General features: G+C 42.7%; 14 protein-coding genes. 4 read left to right on the top strand and 10 right to left on the bottom strand.

Features of this window, described 5'->3' with window-relative positions:
- Positions 1-330: 330 nt before the first annotated feature.
- On the top strand, positions 331-756 hold the full coding sequence (locus tag HQM11_11835) for a hypothetical protein (GenBank protein ID MBF0351715.1): 426 nt from the start codon (positions 331-333) through the stop codon (positions 754-756).
- Positions 757-983: 227 nt separating this feature from the next.
- Positions 984-1346, top strand: a complete 363-nt coding sequence (locus HQM11_11830) for a hypothetical protein (GenBank protein MBF0351714.1) — start codon at positions 984-986, stop codon at positions 1344-1346.
- Here the strand turns inward: HQM11_11830 and HQM11_11825 are convergent.
- Positions 1306-1482 (bottom strand): hypothetical protein, encoded by a 177-nt coding sequence (locus tag HQM11_11825; protein ID MBF0351713.1) that lies wholly within the window; start codon positions 1480-1482, stop codon positions 1306-1308. The two genes, HQM11_11830 and HQM11_11825, sit on opposite strands and share 41 nt — an antisense overlap.
- A 202-nt stretch (positions 1483-1684) precedes the next feature.
- On the opposite strand from HQM11_11825, the gene HQM11_11820 reads away from it, so the two are divergent.
- Positions 1685-2995, top strand: a complete 1311-nt coding sequence (locus HQM11_11820) for an NHL repeat-containing protein (protein ID MBF0351712.1) — start codon at positions 1685-1687, stop codon at positions 2993-2995.
- 58 nt (positions 2996-3053) lie between these two features.
- Here the strand turns inward: HQM11_11820 and HQM11_11815 are convergent, their stop codons facing one another.
- The 3 genes from HQM11_11815 to coaD are packed head-to-tail and all read right to left on the bottom strand — an operon-like array spanning position 3054 to position 5109.
- Complete coding sequence (locus HQM11_11815; protein ID MBF0351711.1) at positions 3054-3809, bottom strand: fused MFS/spermidine synthase; 756 nt, start codon at positions 3807-3809, stop codon at positions 3054-3056.
- Complete coding sequence (locus tag HQM11_11810; protein ID MBF0351710.1) at positions 3806-4582, bottom strand: DNA translocase FtsK 4TM domain-containing protein; 777 nt, start codon at positions 4580-4582, stop codon at positions 3806-3808. The genes HQM11_11815 and HQM11_11810 overlap by 4 nt, the downstream gene beginning before the upstream one ends.
- 14 nt (positions 4583-4596) lie before the next feature.
- Complete coding sequence (gene coaD / locus HQM11_11805; GenBank protein ID MBF0351709.1) at positions 4597-5109, bottom strand: pantetheine-phosphate adenylyltransferase; 513 nt, start codon at positions 5107-5109, stop codon at positions 4597-4599.
- A gap of 8 nt (positions 5110-5117) precedes the next feature.
- On the opposite strand from coaD, the gene HQM11_11800 reads away from it, so the two are divergent.
- On the top strand, positions 5118-5279 hold the full coding sequence (locus tag HQM11_11800) for a hypothetical protein (GenBank protein MBF0351708.1): 162 nt from the start codon (positions 5118-5120) through the stop codon (positions 5277-5279).
- A 751-nt stretch (positions 5280-6030) separates the two neighbouring features.
- On the opposite strand, the gene HQM11_11795 is transcribed toward HQM11_11800, so the two are convergent.
- From HQM11_11795 to HQM11_11770, 6 genes are read right to left on the bottom strand one after another with little or no spacing between them, the layout of a single operon-like run.
- Complete coding sequence (locus HQM11_11795; GenBank protein MBF0351707.1) at positions 6031-8931, bottom strand: DEAD/DEAH box helicase family protein; 2901 nt, start codon at positions 8929-8931, stop codon at positions 6031-6033.
- A 3-nt stretch (positions 8932-8934) separates the two neighbouring features.
- Positions 8935-9336: a type II toxin-antitoxin system VapC family toxin gene (locus HQM11_11790; GenBank protein ID MBF0351706.1), complete on the bottom strand. Its 402-nt coding sequence runs from the start codon at positions 9334-9336 to the stop codon at positions 8935-8937.
- On the bottom strand, positions 9333-9620 hold the full coding sequence (locus HQM11_11785) for a hypothetical protein (GenBank protein ID MBF0351705.1): 288 nt from the start codon (positions 9618-9620) through the stop codon (positions 9333-9335). The genes HQM11_11790 and HQM11_11785 overlap by 4 nt, the downstream gene beginning before the upstream one ends.
- Positions 9621-9632: 12 nt before the next feature.
- On the bottom strand, positions 9633-11600 hold the full coding sequence (locus tag HQM11_11780) for a site-specific DNA-methyltransferase (protein ID MBF0351704.1): 1968 nt from the start codon (positions 11598-11600) through the stop codon (positions 9633-9635).
- 60 nt (positions 11601-11660) lie between these two features.
- Positions 11661-12704 carry a DUF1016 family protein gene (locus HQM11_11775; protein MBF0351703.1) on the bottom strand — a complete coding sequence of 348 codons (1044 nt, stop codon included), beginning with the start codon at positions 12702-12704 and terminating at the stop codon, positions 11661-11663.
- Positions 12705-12724: 20 nt separating this feature from the next.
- Positions 12725-15664 carry a DEAD/DEAH box helicase gene (locus HQM11_11770; protein ID MBF0351702.1) on the bottom strand — a complete coding sequence of 980 codons (2940 nt, stop codon included), beginning with the start codon at positions 15662-15664 and terminating at the stop codon, positions 12725-12727.
- Between the last annotated feature and the right edge of the window lie 170 nt (positions 15665-15834).

The following is a 15834-nucleotide window of genomic DNA, read 5'->3' as shown; positions in this document are numbered from 1 at the left end:
TCTAAGGCAGGGAGTGTGGCCTTGGCTTCGGTGACGGCCTTAAAAAAGAATCAGGAATATCCAACCTGGTTTAAGCATCATGTCCTTGAGTTTAAACTGGTTGCGTAAAATACACCTGCACAGGTGGGAAAATTTCGGTGAAAATCATTGGTTTTTTATCTATTTTCCAAGGACAGAAACTTGTTCTTTTGCTAAAAAAGCAGTCTCGTATAACGCATGTTGCCAACCACCATTTGTGCAGTGTAGCGTATTAACAATATTGAAATTTTTGAAAAAAGAATATTTATTTATTATCAGCTAATAAACCAAAAACTAAATCAGGGAGTCAACATGGGAAAAGTTATTGTCAGGAATGTGATTTTAAAAAATCATAAAGATGAACACAAAGCAGAAGATGGCATAATCTCTCAGGATCAGGTTCGCCAGATTACCCTGGATATGATCGCTGATACAGGTGCTCTGGCAGTAGGCTTGCCTAAATCCATGATTGAAAAATTAGGTCTGCCCTTTTTAAAAAAAGCATCTTCCAAATTGGCGGATGGCACATCAAGAGAAGTGGAAGTTTTTGAAGATTTAAGAGTTGTAATTGACGATCGTGTAGCCATCACCCAATGCATAGCAAAACCAGAAGATGCACCGTATTTATTAGGTCAACTGGTTTTTGAACAAATGGATTATGTGGTTGATTGCCGAAATCAAAAACTAATTCCGAATCCAGATGCCCCTGACGGCATGATGCTGTATGAAGATTTCTGAATAGTTGCTCACCATGAGCCAGTTCGGGACAGTCCATTTAGAGTTTTGTGAAACCCATGCATAACATTCAAAAACCGCCAATTAAACGTTCAGTAAAAGATTCTCTCGGAATGAGAGAATAAATTCTTGTTGTTTTATGGAGTTCAATTAGGATTTATTCATAAGATGAAAGGATGGAATGATGGGTAACACAATGAAATTAAAAGTAATCTCTGAGGGGAGAGGATATGAACAGACATAGTTCAATGCGCATCAGTTTTTTGATTATTTCCATATCCGCTCTGTTTCTTGCTGGATGTTCTGACAATACCGAGGCTGATGCTGTGCTGGTTGTGAAACCAGACACACAGATCCTGCAAGGTGAAGAAATTACCCTTGATGCGTCTGACTCCGTTTATGATGAAATCACATGGAGTGTGGATGGCAAACCAATAACCGATTGTAAGGGGAAAGACATCTGTAATGGGGTGCTAACTGATCCCGGAAAATTCACCGTTAAAATTGAGGTCAAGATCAATGCGTCTGGTGAAACATGGTTGGGAGGAACTCCTAATCAAAAGATAATGCGTCTAAAGAAATTACTGTCATAGCAAGCACAAGCAGTGCAGGAACCAGCTCAGAAAGCACTGCCACCAGTGGTTCCACTACCACCAGTTCAGAAAGCAGCACCGCCACCAGCAGTTCCAGCAGTAGCACCACCAGTAGTTCCACCACCACCGATACCACGGCACCAACAATAGCAGAAGTTACTGCCGTCTCAACACCCACATCTACCAAAACACCCAGCTATACGTTCAGCAGTACTGAAGCAGGGACCATTTCTTATGGTGGCAGTTGCAGTAGCTCTACAAAAACAGCCGTTAGCGGCAACAACGCCATTTCTTTTTCAACTTTAAGTGATGGAACTTACAGCAACTGTACCATTAAAGTGACGGACAGCTCGTCCAATGTCAGTAATACGTTAACGGTCACTTCCTTTACCATTGACAGTACGGCACCTACGGTCAGTTCGGTTGCCGCTGTTTCCAGTAATGGATCCTACATCACATCAGGAATTACTATTTCCATCAATGTTGTATTTTCAGAAACATTAACAGTTTCTACCATAGGGGGCACACCCACTTTGACGCTGAATATGGGAGCCACAAATAAAAATGCCAGTTATGTTTCAGGCAGTGGCTCAACGACGCTGGTGTTCTCCTATACCCTCCAACAGGGAGATACTTCTTCTGATCTGGACTATACAACGACCTCCGCGTTAGCAACGAATGGGGGGACTATTTCTGATTCTGCCGGCAACTCGGCCACATTAACACTGGCATCTCCTGGAGCCACCGGGTCTCTTGGATCAAACAGTGCTCTTGTCATCGCTTTGCCTTATATCTATATCGTTGATACCAGTAATCACCGTCTGGTCAGAATAGACGATATGAGCGGAACAGGATGGACCAGTTTGGGCAGTTTTGGAAGCGGTACACATCAATTCAATCAACCCACAATGATGTTTGTGGATACATCCAGAAATATTTACATCGGTGATAAATTGAATCATCGCCTTGTGAAAATGAATGATATGGCCGGAACTGGCTGGACAACATTCGGTTCTTCAGGAAGCGGCACAAATCAATTCAATCAACCCTGGGGTATATTTGTAAGAAGTAACGGTCAAATTTTTGTAGGAGATTTGAACAACAATCGAATCGTTCGAATGGATGATATATCAGGAACCAACTGGACCTCCTATGGAACCCTTGGAACCGGTACAGGACAATTCGATCTGCCTATTGGAGTGCATATCAACGCATCCGGATATTTTTATGTAACACAATATAATACTGGTCGTATTTCCTTTTCCCAGGATTTCAGCAGCACAGGATGGACCACTTTGGGAACTGCCGGTGCGGGCACCAATCAGTTTACACAAACCTATGGCATCACACAGGACTCTTCAGGCAGGATCTACATTGTTGACAGCGGCAACCATCGTATTGTTCGAATTGACGATATGTCAGGTACAAACTGGACCACATATGGTACTGGGCCGGGAACGGGAACAGGGCAATTTAATCATCCCAATGGTATTAGCATTGATACTGCCGGCAGGATATATGTGTCTGAATATGATAATCACCGCATTGTCCGATTTGATGACATGAGTGGAACGAATTGGATCACTTATGGATCATCAGGAAGTGGAACCGGTCAATTTACTAATGCACAGGATATTTTTGTGCGTTGAATTTCCGGAATAAAAGTTCACTTGTCTCTATGAAGACAGGAAATGTATGTTTATAAAATTATGAGGTCTGCTTCACAATCACCATGGATTCCAGCAAGTGTTTCAGATCGAGAGGCATGCGGTTCTGCAGAATGAGCGCATGCCGGCTCAATCGTTGAAGATTGAGGACCGCTGGTTTGCGAGCGCCAAATAGAATGACATTCCCGATGGGGGTTTGTGGTGCTTGCAGAACATGGTCGAACATCCTGTTCCATAATGCGGCCTGTTCCTCAAACATGCCATCACCAGACCACACATTGGACACCAGCCAGCCATTTTCTTTCACATGAAGACTGAGATTTTCCAGAAAATCCTGTTGCCGCAGATGATCCGGAGCGCCATCTTCCACATACGCATCCAGAAAAACCAGATCATATTGGCCTGATGTATTCTTGATCCATTCAGAACCTTCCGCAATGTACACACGCATTCGGGTATCCTGTGGTAATCCAAAAAAACGGCGTGAAATATCGGCCACCTCCGCATTGCATTCCACCACATCCTGAGTAGTCTGGGGAAAATGGCGGTGTATGAATTTGGGCAAGGTACCGGCGCCCAAGCCTATATGCAGGATACGGCGGGCATCCGGACGCAGGAGCATGCCGAGCATCATGTTGCAAATGTATCTGATGATCAATCGGGAAGGGTTGGTGATGGAAATAGCGCTCTGGATGATACTGTTGCCAAAACGCAATTTGCGGCGGCCATTCCGTTCAACCACCTGAATGGTCAAGCCATCCGCTGTGGTCTGATACAGAAGGGTTTCTCCCATCATGAAAGTCGTGCTCCATGGTGGACAGATTCATACGTCATGGTAGTAGAGGATGCCTCATAAGCAGGGGGGGCCTCCAGGTCTTCTTCACAGGGAATTGAAAGGGAATCGAGTGAATCCGCGTAAGTATCAGATTTCCGACGGAAAGGCAGATGGTATGTGTTCAACTTGATTCGGGTCAGTTTTAGCTGTTTTAAAATTAACAGAAAAATCATCACTGACAACATGTAGCCACGCTGGATCAAGATTCCCGTCGCAATGAAGGGCATGGCCTGATAGATCTTGAGGCTGGAAAACAGCAGGGCCAGCAGGGCCATAACAGAGCCTTCCATCAGACCTGTGGTTTGGGTAAGCCAGGATGCCGCCATCATTCCCAGATATCCGGAATGGAACAGAAACATGGTGGCATCGCGGGTAGAGAACAATGGCCAAAACAGGGATTCGAGAGTTGCCTGAATCACGGAAAGCATGAACACCACCACAAAGGCATGGTAAAGTCTGGTTCCCATAGACGCTTTGAGGGCCGCAAACGGCAGTTGGGAAATGAACCATGGAATCAGCAGGGCAGAGATTCCAAGCAGTTCAACCAGGGAACCTCCGATCAAGGCTCCTCCAATCCCCAGCCAGTTCTGTATGCCGCCTGAAGGATAAACCTGATTGAATACGGTGGGGTCATAAAAATCAACAGTAACCATCGACAACACCAGCAAAATACCAATAACTTGCGCAATGGTGTAGCTGATCACAGGAAAAGGTCGGGGTTGAGCATGTACCATGTCCGGAACCTCGGTTACGTTTTTGAATGATGAATGATTTCAGACACTCGTTGTGCGACTGCCGGATGAACATAGGGCGTGATGTCTTCCCCCAGAAATGCCAGTTCACGGACCAGTGAAGAACTGACCACTGTCAGGCCGGGTGCTCCAAACAAACAAAAAGTTTCCATTTTTTCGTCAATGCCCTTATTCCCTACGGCCTGCTGGAATTCCTGCTGAAAATCGCTGTAATTGCGCAATCCCTTGATGAGCACATGCACCTGTTTCTGTTGAGCATACCGCACGGTGGAACCTGTGTAGGAATCCGGTATCACATTGGTCAGTTGGAAATGATCAATATAAACCTGCATCATGGACATCCGTTCTTCCACTGAAAATAGATATTTTTTATCAGGATTGAAGGCGACAGACCAGTAAACCTTATCAAAAATTTTTGCGGCCCGGGATACAATATCCGCATGACCCCATGTCGGCGGGTTGGCACTCAGCGGATAAATGGCCGCATATGGACTGGTTTCAGGGACCATGTTTTGTTATGGCAATTAAAGATAAAATCAAGAACGCGGTGAAAATGTGCTTATTAAATATGGAAATCAGCATAGCATCCGCAAGCTGGAAATTTTTTAATGAAAGCTATCGTTATGAAACACGCGAAATGGCAATAGTTTCCGGCTGGTTGAACATCAATTCAGGATGAGAAAAAATCATAGTTTCACCCGTTCAAAGTATACCAACAAATGACGCATAATGATGTATAGCAAATGGAAACTATCTTGGTAACAGGGAAAATGTCAATCATTCCTGTCAATCGAGATAGGTCTCACCATGATGGGTCAATTCGGTGTTGGCTAACTTGGTGTTCGACCAATACCGTGGTGTTGTCTGTAATCAAAGAGTGAACACAAAGAGGTTTTACAGGTCTGGAGTAGGGAAAAATAAAGTGTGGTAACGTGTGCAAATGGTGGAGGTGGCGGGAGTCGAACCCGCTACCCCACCTTTTTTCATGAGTTACCGAGAGCTAATTATTGTTACTAATATTTTGATATTGTTGGTATAAATTAAAAATTGGTATTTACCGTAATTTCATCGAATATACCCCAGATTGTACCCATTTTGCTTACCAAAATGCTTACCAAGTTTCGCACTAATTTTCTATCATAATCTATTTTATCCCGAGGAAAAATCGTAAAGAAGTCTATGCAAACTGGTGGAGTTAGATCAAATTAGGTACTTTTATCTCTCGCAGGCCATTGATTTTCCTGGAACTTGAGTTCAAAACTTGGCTTTATAAGCTACTGATATTATTATTCACAAACCAGCTTACAGAGACCACCGTCCTGCCAGTAATGACCAGACTGAATGTTTGTTTTTTGATATAAATGCCAATAATTGCCCTGCATATCATTTGTCCATTCAGAATAATTTTCGTGAATTTGTATAACAACAAATTACAGACCCCCCGCACTCACCACCACCTGAAAATCAACCGCCAAACTTTCAAAGTGTTTTTTGCCACAGCGGATTTTATCGGCTTCCAAGTTGCGGAGTTTTTCAAAATCCTTGGTGCCTTTGGTTTCACGGACAAGATAAACGGTTTCGTCAAAATGCTTCACTATGGCCCAATCGGGATTGTATTCCCCAATCGGTGTTTCTATCTTGAACCAGGCAGGGAGTTTTACAAATAGCTTAATGTCTGTCCGTCTGTCCATTTCTTCGGCAAACTTGCGTTCTACTTCGCTATCATAGACGACTGCGTCATAAACGGATTTATGAACATCCAGACGGTTGTTCAGATAACTCAGGATCTCCCGGTCTTTAAAAAGTTGCATACTCCATTCGATCATCCCATCCGTGAGTTTTTCATATTTGATTCCGTCAATCATCAGTTTATGCAGTTCACGTTTGATGATATTTCCGACCGCATCCATGAATTTTTGGGGATTCACCGCAAATTCAGCCAAGCGACCGCTGTCCGTCAAAATGGAAACCAAAGTACGTCTGGTCAATTCGGTTTCTTTTTGGAGATAGGCCAGAATATCCGGCAATCCTCCGGTATATTCAATTTTGATGTCGTGGCCCTTAATATTGACAGTGGTAACACCTTTATTTTCTATATTCAGCAAATCTTCCCGATAAGAAACTTTCACAGATTCAATGTGTTCCATCCGCTTAATAGCTTTCACCGTATTGGTGATCAATTCCTGGGTGGAATATTCCACCGCATAGGTCGTGCGGTGTTTAATGCGATCCCACAGTTTTTCAAATTCCGGATCAAGAAATACCTGTTTATTGATTTGTAATTTTTGGGGTTCTTCATCCTTCTTGATATGACGTTCCAACTGAAAGGATTGCAGAACAGTCACAATTTCCGCTTCCAGTGGTTGAAACTCCGCCGATAATCCCAGACTGAAATCAGGCTTTTTAGGATTGAATGAAGATTGGATTTTCCCTTTTTCATCCATGAATCCTTTGGCAACTAATTCCGTCCATATTTTTTCTGAATTCTTCTGTCCCAGTGGAATTTCCTGATCATCTACAATTTTAGTCAGTTTGGAAAAACCGATTTTCGGTACTTTGCCAAAGGTAACTCCGCAATCTTCCTCGTATTCGGTTTGGAGCTTTGCGGCAAACTCATCATAACTTTCGTTTGCCACAACCGTGAGCTTATTGATGTTTTCATCAAACACCCGTTCTCCTTCCTGATTCACCGGTAATCGTAATCCTCGTCCAATTTCCTGACGCTTTTTCATGACAGAGCGGGTTTCATTCAAGGTGCAGATTTGAAACACGTTCGGATTGTCCCAACCTTCACGCAAAGCCGAATGGGAAAAAATGAATTTCAATGGTTCATCCAGTGAAAGCAATTGTTCCTTGTTCCGCATGATTTTCGCGTAGGTGTCATCATCCGCCTGGGTTGATCCTGTCGTATCCTTGAGAATTCCCTTTTTATCTTGAGAAAAATAACCGTCATGAATTTTTTCAACGGGGTATCCTTTCAAACCATTGTATTTCGGAAGTTTAATAAGTGCCTCGTAGTGCTGTTCAAAAATTTTGGCGAATTTTCCTTTTTGGGGGTTCCCGTCACTGTCATATTCACGATAATTCACGACTCGGTCTATGAAGAACAGGCTCAGAACCTTGATCCCTTTTTCCTTGAGTTGAAGTTCTTTCTCCAAATGTTTGTTGATGGTGTTATGAATTTGAATTTCGGTTAAATCTTCCTGAATACCTCCGCGTTCCTGTCCCAAATTCAGTCTTCCCCATGTAAACTCAATGTATTCATTTCCCGGTTCCGCACTGATTTCCAGTATTTCAAAACCGTTCCGATAAGCTTCTCGTTCATTGGATCGGATAAACAGGTCATCATTCTGTTTGACCCAGATCGTATCTTCCTTGATCCCGTTTTTTGTTTTTGAATGAATCCGAATTCTTGCCTTAATTCCTTTTTTGTTATCAACCTCAAGCAATTTGATATAGGCGTCATTTTGACCGTTGTCGCCCCTTGCCGAGGCTACAATAACCTGCTTTACCAAACGGTATTTATAAGCCTTGATCGGATCGAGCTTGTAGACAAGATTGTAAAGATTCCTGTGAGTGGCTGAATAACGGAAAATGGCAAGAGGGTTCAGCGTTTTAATGGCGTCCTGAGCTTTGGGTGTGTTGTCCACACTTTGCGGTTCGTCAACGATTACAAAGGGATGGGTTGCCTGTACAAATTCAATCGGTTGATGACCGGAAAGTTTATCGCTTTCCTTATGAATCACGGAAATGTCCTTCTTGTTGAAAGAATCTATGTTGATCACCATGATTTGTAACTGGTTGCTGGTAGCGAAATGCCGCAACCGATTTGCTTTTTTGCTGTCATAGACAAACGATTCAAACTCGATGTTGTTGTAAAGCGCCTTGAAATGTTCTTTGGTGATTTCAATATTTTTGAGAGTGCCTTCCCGAATGGCGACACTCGGAACCACGATAATGAATTTCTTGAAGCCGTACTTTTGACTCAGTTCAAAGATGGTGCGGAGGTACACATAGGTTTTTCCAGTTCCTGTTTCCATCTCCACGGAGAAATTCATGCCGTATTCTTCCAGTTTCTCTTGAGGGGTGACATCCAGTTCATTGCTTTCCTGAATTTTATGGAGATTTTTCCAGAGAGCTTCTTCGGAAAGTAAAAGCTGGTTGCCGTAACCTAACTCTTCCTGAATAGTTCCGCCATGATACTGCTGATCTTTGGTATCAATTGAAATGGTATATCCATCTGGGTTGAGAGGCTGTCCATCAAATAAATCAACGAGACTTTGCACTGCTGCCAGTTGGTGGGGCTGTGTTGAATCAAATTTGAGTTTCATGATTTACCGAATAAATTGAATGGAACATAAATTCAGAGGAACAATGGGGTCAAATTCGTGGTGGTCTGATGTCAGGAGGGTCGAGCCTGTTTTCTGAGCCAATACGACAGCGAAGCAATCAGCCAGAGAAATCCTCTTGATTTCGGCTTTCAATCTGCCAACTTGTTGCCAAAAGGTGATATCCATGTCATCTTGGAGAAAAATACCCAATAAAGCTAATCGTTCTACTATCGTTGTCGCTACACTCTCCCCTGATTTTTTCCAGATATCGTAATAAACTTCACACGCATTGATGGCATGCAGATAACACTTTCCTGTTTCTAAACAGGTATCCACAACATCCGCTCCCGGTTCATCATCCAAAAAAGCAATCAGTGCGCAGGCATCTAAAACATAAGGCATCATCCCTCCAAATCGATTTCTTCTTGTTTGCGACGCGCGAATTCATCACTGCTGGAGATCAAACCTCTATATTTCCCTCGAACAGATTGAATCCGTTGTTGTTTTTCCTCTTCACTCAAGGAAGCAAACGGACGATCATCCGAAGTGGTGGTGGACTCTGTTTTCGCTAAAATGTTTTCCTGAGTCAACACAATCACTCGAAAGGTTGCGGGGATTTGGGTTTTATACTCTTCAGGGATTTCAATCATTCCGTTTTTAATATGGGATTCAAACTCAATGGCATACATAGACACCTCCTGTTATACGGTTCTGAAGTTAAGAACACCTTTGCTTTTCATGATTTGAACAGCGTTGGTTTTGAGTTGGTCATTGTGTTGGAAACCTTCATCCAGACACACCACTCGTGAGGGTTTTCGTTCCGCAATGGCTCGGATCACTTCCAGGGTGAGTTGCTTTTCCAGACAAATCAACAGTTCTCCTTCCGCAATGGAGAACACTGTTTTGCTCTCAATATTCAGTTTTTCAATGGCAGTGGTCAGTTCAAAACCGGATTTGAGCAAAATTTCGTAAAGAATGGCTTCTTGAGAGGATTTTTGATCAATGTGATCAATATGAAGTTCCAATTGTTGCTGAATCGACTCAGGAGCTTTTTCAACATTGGCGTTCCAGATATTGAAATTGGATTTGGATAGTTTGAAAACCTTGAAACCTAAATCTTGAAAGGGCTGATCTTGTTCCAGCAAATCACCTTGTGGGGAATTCTGCTCTTCCTTGATTTTTTTGATCACTCGGCGAATCCGTTCTTTGCCTATGTCCGCTATGGTTTTATATCCTGCTTTGTAGGCTTCTGAGTTTTCATCACACAGTTCTGGTAACTGAACCATGATGAATTTACGATTACCTCCATCACTTTTGTTGAGGTCGAGAACAGCATGGGCGGTGGTGCAGGAGCCGGAGAAGAAATCGAGGATGATTCCACAATTATCTTTAAGAACTGCTTTTATAATTAAACCTAACAAGTTAGCATCCTTTGGATTAGTAAAATAATTTCCCCCTAAGAGTTTAATTAATAATTTAGAAGCCACCCTCCCGTCTTTGTATTTAATGCTTGATAAACTTTGGGATTCAGTATTTTTTAAATAAGTTTTGTTATTAGGAATCGTAGATTCATCTTTCCCAAAATGCACTAGATTATCTGCAATTCTTTGTTTCATAGTTTCTTCAGGAAATCGCCAACCACTTGAGGGTTCTTTGCAAACCTTTCCAGCAACAGGGTGTATCACATCATATCTATACTGACCAAAGTTTGGACCTGAAATGTTATCGGGGAAATATACCCCGTTTTCATCCATCCAAGAATAATGTTTACTTGAAAAAATAGGATTTGATTCTGGGAATTGTTTATACCACGCAACAGCTTCTTCATGAATTTTATCCCATTTATTACCATGTTTTTTCCTAAATCCATCAAATGCCTTATAAATTTCATTAAGTCCTTCTTTTTTTTCACTCCATTCTCCATTATTTTCACTCTTGTTTCTAACATAACAAAGAATATATTCATGTTGAATTGATATGTATGCTTGATCGTTTTTACTGCTATTTTTCCAAACGATCTCGCCAGAAAAATTCTCTTCCCCAAAAATTTCATCCATCACTGCTCGTAAGTTTTTCGCTTCATTTTCATCAATACTCACAAAAATAACCCCATCTTCCCGCAACAAATTCTTTGCCAAAAACAGACGGGGATACATCATGTTCATCCACTTGCTGTGAAAGCGTCCATCGGTATCGGTATTGGTGCTGAATTTCCGTCCTGCTTCATCCACCTGTCCTGTATAGGAGAGATAAGTTTCCAGTGATTCCGAGTAGTTATCAGGATAAATGAAGTCGTTGCCGGTGTTGTATGGGGGATCAATGTAGATCATCTTCACTTTGCCCAGATAGCTTTTTTGCAGGAGTTTCAAAACTTCGAGGTTGTCCCCTTCAATGAACAGGTTTTGGGTGGTGTCAAAATCCACACTTTCTTCCGGGCAGGGAACCAGTGTGCCGATACTGGGTTGTTGGATCGTCTTGAAACAGTCCGCCTTTCCCGGCCAGTTCATCCCGTAGCGTTCCTTGCCCACGTCAATTTGTTCTCCCAATGTCAACCGGAGTTTATTCCAGTCGATTTTATTGCCTTCCGTAAACACTTCAGGAAAAAGCTCTTTCAATTTATTTTGTTGTTCCTCTGGAATATTCATGGAGGTCAACGGGAGTTTGTCAATATCAGCCATAATATTTGTTCTGTCAAAGGTTAAGGAACGCTCAAACAGAGAGCCTTCGGATCAAGTTTTTAAAAAATTCATTTCTTGTTCAATGTCTTCCACACTGGGAAGCAGTTGACTCCATTCCTGGGGGAGTTCTCGAGTCAGGCGATATTCGGCGACGCCCATGGGTTGATTGACCTGCCCCAAGGCGTATTCCACAGTTGTTCGTTTTTTTTCCTTGCAAAGAATAATGCCAATACTGGGATTTTCGTCTTCCAGACGAACCGTGTCATTGAGCAGATTGAGATAAAAATTCATTTTACCCGCATATTCCGGACGAAATTTGCCGGTTTTCAGTTCCACTGCAACCAAACAGCGCAATTTCCGGTGATACAGCAGAATATCCACAAAATATTCTTCCCCCTCCAGTTCCAGCCTATATTGCCTTCCCACAAAAGCGAAGACATTGCCGAAGGTCATCAGTGTTTTTTCGATATGGGCGATCAGGGCGGTCTCGATTTCCTGTTCTTTGTGTTCCTCACTGAGTCCTAAAAAGGAAAAGTTGTATTCGTCCCGCACCAGCAATTGCGCGTCTTTTTGCAGTTTGGAAGGGAGTTTTTTTTCAAAATTGGTTTGTTTGAGGAGAAATTTCTCGAAGGTTTGACTTTCCAGATGATTTTTCAGGGTTCGGGAACTCCATCGCTGTTCGATGGTTTGTTTCGTATAAAATTCCCGACGCAGGGCGTTGCGACGTTCATCCTCGTCCTGACAACGTTCGAGAATAGCCAGATTGTGCGTCCAACTTATTTCTGCAATCAGTGATTGCAATTTTGGAAGATCCCGGTAAGTGAGATAAAACGCTCTGATATTATACAAATTTCTGAGAGAAAACCCTCTCATGCCAGCAAATTCTTTTTGCAGATCTTTCGCCAGTGTTTCCACCACCGAGTCTCCCCAAGTGTGTTGTTCCTGAGTCTCCACGATCATCTTTCCCATATCCCAATACAAGGACACCAGTTCTTTATTGACCGCCCGCAAAGCTTCCAGTTGTGCGTTTCTGACCCGTTCCTTGATCTGATGGAAAAAATCCCTGTATTCGGTGTCATTAATGATATTCAGCATAATGGGTTTGAGATGAAAGGTTAAATAATGCGCCACTTGATACAAAAAATTGTTTGGTCAGTCAGTTCCTGTTTGAGACGTTGCTCAATTCTGTCAATCAACTCGTCCTTGCTTTTTTCAATCTCTTTCGCGGCATTGTCATATTCCCGCCATGCCTGATCCCGTTCAGATTCCAGTTTTTTGCGTTCTTTTTCCACTTTCAGTTTTTCAGGCAGATTGGGGGCGAGACGGGATTCTTTTTTAAGAAGCTTGAGTCGATCATCCATGTCTTTCAGAACCAATTTCAAGGAATTTCGACGGTCTTCTCCCCATTTATCCAGTTTATCGAGTTCCTGTTCAAAAAAACCGTTATTCCTGTTACCGATGGTATCCAGAATTTCATTTTGTCTGCGTGTCAGACGGTCAAGGAGGGATTCATGCAGTTGGAATGGAATCGTTTGATTGCTGGGTTGTTCCTGAGCTTTAAGCGCAAACATTCTTCTGCATTGATCTGGATCAAGCATTTCCCCATGATCCGTGATGCCGGCAAAATAGACATAATCTTCCGATTCAAAGGCTGAAACAGTCAGGTTTTTCACCATCATCCACCCTGCTTTGCCAACGAGTTGAGCCAAAATGGAGATAATCACACCATGCTGGGTGTAATCAAATACCAGTTCAGCCTGAGAAAGTTCTTTTGATTTAACCGCACTGAGAATTTTTTGTGCCAGTGGATGACTGGGGCGATAAATATGAGCATCCTCAATATTTTTCCCGATTTTGTAGGGTCCAAGAACGGTAGGGTCCGCAAAAGGGTTTTTCTTCAGGTGGAACAAGTATTCATTCTCAGAAAAATCAGCATGATTTCCTAAAAAATGTTGAGTGATGTCCCAAAGCCAACGTTCATAGGTATCAAGATATTGCTGGCTTTCTCGCAGATTTGTTTTCAGTTTTTCATGCACTTCAGCGTCAAAATTTTCGAGAAGTTTTTGTTTGGCTTCACCTAAATTTTCCTGAATGGTCTCGTCCATTTCACGCTGGAGTTCATCAAAAGCCGAGTTGATTTCATCTTCTGAACGGCATTTCTGATAAATGGCCGCAATACGTTTTTCAAAATCAACCCCTGATTCGATACTTCCCAACACCTCATCACTTGCGCCAAACACGCCTTTGAATAAACTGAATTTTTCATCAAGGAGATCATAAACCCGTTGATCAGCGGCATTTTTTCTGTTTATAAAATTAATCACCACCACATCGTATTTTTGACCGTAACGATGGCAACGCCCTATTCGCTGCTCAATCCGTTGAGGATTCCAGGGAAGATCATAGTTGATCATCAGCGAGCAGAATTGCAGATTGATTCCTTCAGCGCCTGCTTCCGTGGCAATCATGATTTCCGCTTCATTCTTAAAATATTCCACCAGGGACGCTCTCAAATCCGCTGTTTTGGAACCTGACACTTTATCCGTGTCCTTGTTTTTTTTCAGCCACTCCGCATAAATTTGTTTTGATTTCGGATCATTGTTGGAGCCATTGAAAAAAATCACCTTGTCCCTGTATCCATTCATGGACAAGAGATTCATCAAATAATCCTGAGTGATACGGGATTCGGTGAAAATGATCGCTTTTTTTCTGGCGCCCAGTTTCTCTGTCATTTGAAACCCTTTTTCCAGAGCAACCAGCAACGCTTCTCCTTTGGAATTCTTCCATATTTTTTTCGCGAGATCACGAAACCGTTCAAGGTCCGTTTTTTCCTGTTTTATGGCGTTGATATCTTCAGCAGAAAAATATGATTCCGCAACAGAATCTTCGTCAAACTCTTCTTCGTCATCGACCCATTCATCGGATAATTCCTCGTATCCTTCGTAATCCTCGGTGACGTCCTGTATTGCGGTAATATCCTGATTTCGCTGATGTCTGGCTGTTTCCAGTAATTTTTCGAGTTTATAGGCCAGCCGATTGAGCGTGTTGGCGATGGCAAAAGAGGAAGATGCCAGCAGTTTCCTCAACACCAGCGTCATGAGTTGTCGTTGACTGGAGGGGAGCGCATAGAGCTTATCCCGCTGAAGATATTCTGTCATGGCGTCATACAGGGTGATTTCATCGTCACTCGGAATATAATCCTGTGTCAGCGGGATGCGCTTGGTGTATTTGATATATTCAAGCACCTGTCTTCTGAGCGTTCGTGTACACACCGGCTTGAGACGATTTCTCAGATCTTCAAACATTTCCTGTCTGGGTTCCACTCCGCCAGACCGGTTTTTAGTGATTTTTTGTTCAGCGTTGACCCGTGCGTAATTGGTTTTAAAGCTGTTCAGATCCCCAAACACATGATCATCAATGATGCTGACCAACCCATAAAGCTCCAACAAGGAATTTTGAAGGGGAGTCGCTGTCAGTAGAATCTTGGGGACATCATTCAAGGCATGTTTGATCTCACGGGCGATTTTATTGTTGGTCTTATAAACATTTCTTAGCCGGTGAGCCTCGTCAATCACGACCAGTTCCCATGATATTTTCTTGATATAAGGCGATTTGTTGCGGGCAAAATGGTAGGAACAAATAATGATGACATCCTCCTGATCAAACGGATTCAGGTTGCCTTCCCTAATAATCTGATTGAATGACCTGGTTTCAAGAATGGTTGAGGAAAGAAAAAATTTCTCCTGAAGTTCGGAACTCCATTGCTTGCGAAGGTTGGAAGGAACAATGAGGAGAATCTTTCTTTTTCGTTCCGCCCATTTTTGAGCCAGGACCAAACCGGCTTCAATGGTTTTCCCTAACCCCACCTCATCCGCTAAAATAGCCCCTTTGGACAATGGCGAGCGGAAGGCAAAAAGTGCGGCTTCAATTTGATGGGGGTTGAGGTCCACCTGCGCATTAGACAAGGTTCCTGACAGTTTTTCCAGATTATCCGAAGAACATCTCTTGGTGAGTTCATAAGCAAAATACTTTGCATGATAACGGGTAATTTCCATTTTAATGATTACTCAAGGGGAGACGTTTTTTGAATACCAACAAATGACGCATAATGATGTATAGCAAATGGAAACTATCTTGGTAACAGGGAAAATGTCAATCATTCCTGTCAATCGAGATAGGTCTCACCATGATGGGTCAATTCGGTGTTGGCTAACTTGGTGTTCGA

It is taken from the genome of SAR324 cluster bacterium (assembly GCA_015232315.1).
Classification (GTDB): Bacteria; SAR324; SAR324; order SAR324; family NAC60-12; genus JADFZZ01.
The sequence above is the reverse complement of the archived record's forward strand: the minus strand, read 5'-3'. Positions and strand labels throughout refer to the sequence as shown.

What these genes read in the sequence shown, in the direction of transcription:
- HQM11_11835 (MBF0351715.1), top strand. Translation starts at nt 331, where the DNA reads ATGGGAAAAGTTATTGTCAGGAATGTGATTTTAAAAAATCATAAAGAT.
- HQM11_11830 (MBF0351714.1), top strand. Translation starts at nt 984, where the DNA reads ATGAACAGACATAGTTCAATGCGCATCAGTTTTTTGATTATTTCCATA.
- HQM11_11815 (MBF0351711.1), bottom strand. Translation starts at nt 3,809, where the DNA reads ATGATGGGAGAAACCCTTCTGTATCAGACCACAGCGGATGGCTTGACC.
- HQM11_11810 (MBF0351710.1), bottom strand. Translation starts at nt 4,582, where the DNA reads ATGGTACATGCTCAACCCCGACCTTTTCCTGTGATCAGCTACACCATT.
- coaD (MBF0351709.1), bottom strand. Translation starts at nt 5,109, where the DNA reads ATGGTCCCTGAAACCAGTCCATATGCGGCCATTTATCCGCTGAGTGCC.
- HQM11_11800 (MBF0351708.1), top strand. Translation starts at nt 5,118, where the DNA reads ATGGCAATTAAAGATAAAATCAAGAACGCGGTGAAAATGTGCTTATTA.
- HQM11_11795 (MBF0351707.1), bottom strand. Translation starts at nt 8,931, where the DNA reads ATGAAACTCAAATTTGATTCAACACAGCCCCACCAACTGGCAGCAGTG.
- HQM11_11790 (MBF0351706.1), bottom strand. Translation starts at nt 9,336, where the DNA reads ATGATGCCTTATGTTTTAGATGCCTGCGCACTGATTGCTTTTTTGGAT.
- HQM11_11785 (MBF0351705.1), bottom strand. Translation starts at nt 9,620, where the DNA reads ATGTATGCCATTGAGTTTGAATCCCATATTAAAAACGGAATGATTGAA.
- HQM11_11775 (MBF0351703.1), bottom strand. Translation starts at nt 12,704, where the DNA reads ATGCTGAATATCATTAATGACACCGAATACAGGGATTTTTTCCATCAG.
- HQM11_11770 (MBF0351702.1), bottom strand. Translation starts at nt 15,664, where the DNA reads ATGGAAATTACCCGTTATCATGCAAAGTATTTTGCTTATGAACTCACC.